2 protein-coding genes are annotated in these 1513 nt (G+C 69.6%); both read right to left on the bottom strand.

Annotation, left to right across the window (positions count from 1 at the left end):
* Window positions 1–33: 33 nt before the first annotated feature.
* Window positions 34–1035 carry an IS3 family transposase gene (locus BN11_RS17590; RefSeq protein ID WP_048699608.1) on the bottom strand — a complete coding sequence of 334 codons (1002 nt, stop codon included), beginning with the start codon at window positions 1033–1035 and terminating at the stop codon, window positions 34–36.
* Complete coding sequence (locus BN11_RS25915; RefSeq protein WP_201329298.1) at window positions 1032–1394, bottom strand: hypothetical protein; 363 nt, start codon at window positions 1392–1394, stop codon at window positions 1032–1034. Before BN11_RS25915 ends, BN11_RS17590 begins: the two co-directional genes overlap by 4 nt.
* Window positions 1395–1513: the final 119 nt, after the last annotated feature.

The following is a 1513-nucleotide window of genomic DNA, read 5'->3' as shown; positions in this document are numbered from 1 at the left end:
CGGAAGGTGTCAAGCCGTTTGAGACATCTGCGGTCAGGCGCTTTGTATGAGGGCCTCCCGTGAGGGTTGGTTGATCCACGCGGCGGTGGGCAGTTTCGGCGGTGCCGGCCGGCGGTGGCCGAAGCGGTCGGGGTGCGCGGCGTAGGCAGCGTCGAGGGTGGCCTGCCGCTGAGCGCGGACCTCGGTCGCGGTGCCGTAGTGGACCGAGGCGGGGGTGTGCAGCCCGATCCCGCAGTGGCGGTGCTCATGGTTGTAGTAGCCGAAGAACCTGGCGCAGAAGGCTCTGGCGTCGGCGAGGCAGCCGAACTCGCCAGGGAAGACCGGGGCGTACTTCAACGTCTTGAACTGCGCCTCGCTGTAGGGGTTGTCGTTGGACACGTGAGGGCGGGAGTGGGAGCGAGTCACGCTCAGGTCGACGAGCAGCTGGGCGACCGGTTTGGAGGTCATCGAGGTGCCCCGGTCGGCGTGGACGACATCGGGGATGCCGTGCACACCCATCGCCTCCTCGAGCATGCTCTTGGCGATCTGAGCGTCTTCGCGGGCGGCGACGGTCCACGCCACGACGTAGCGGGAGAAGATGTCGAGCACGACGTACAGGTCGTAGTACACCCCACGCTGCGGTCCTCGGAGCTTGGTGATGTCCCAGGACCACACCTGCCCGGGCCGGGTCGCCACCAGCTCCGGTTTGACCCGGGGCGGGTGGGTGGCCTGAGCTCGGCGCTCACCCGCGGCGTCGTTCGCGCGCAGGATCCGGTGCATCGTGGACCGCGAGCACAGGTAGGTACCCTCGTCCAACAGCGTCGCCCACGCCTGGGCCACGGACTTGTCGATGAACCGGTCGCTGGTCAACACCGCGAGCACCTGCGCCCGTTCGGCGTCGGTCAGCGCGTTCGGCGGGGCCGGGCGCGGCGCCGAATCCCTCACCGGGCGAGGAGCTTTGGCCCGGTAGTGGCTACCCCGCGCCCGGCCCAGCAGCGCGCACGCCGTCTTGACGCCGGTGTGCACCGCCAGCTCGTCCACGAGCGGGTTGATCACCGCCGCGACCGCTTGGTCGGCTCCGCGCCCTCGGAGAGCGTCTCCAAGAGCGCGTGTGCTTTTCCCACCAGGTCCAGCGCCGCCCTCGTGCGCGCCAGCTCGGCCTCGGCCCGCTCGGCCCGGGCCGTGAGCTCCTCAATCTCCCGGTCGCGGCGGTCCCGCGAGACCGGGCCCAAACCAGCCCGGGCACCGGCGTCAGCCGCTCGACGCCACTCCACGATGTGCGAGGAGTACAGCCCTTCCCGGCGCAGGACCGCACCCCGCCCACCGTGCTCGGCCGCGTCGTACTCGGCCAGGATCCGCGCCTTGTACTCCGCCGTGAACACCCGCCGCTTGGGCCGGTCACCTCGAGGTCCCATGACCCCATCATCAACGGCCCCATCGGCCAAAGTCATCGTCATCAGCTACTACTCGCTTCTCACCCCGTGCAAGGGAAGGAACTCAGTCGTCGTGTCTCACCACAGCCTGACGCACAGGG

The sequence above is a fragment of the Nostocoides australiense Ben110 genome, from assembly GCF_001050535.1.
Classification (GTDB): domain Bacteria; phylum Actinomycetota; class Actinomycetes; order Actinomycetales; family Dermatophilaceae; genus Nostocoides_A; species Nostocoides_A australiense.
The sequence above is the reverse complement of the archived record's forward strand: the minus strand, read 5'-3'. Positions and strand labels throughout refer to the sequence as shown.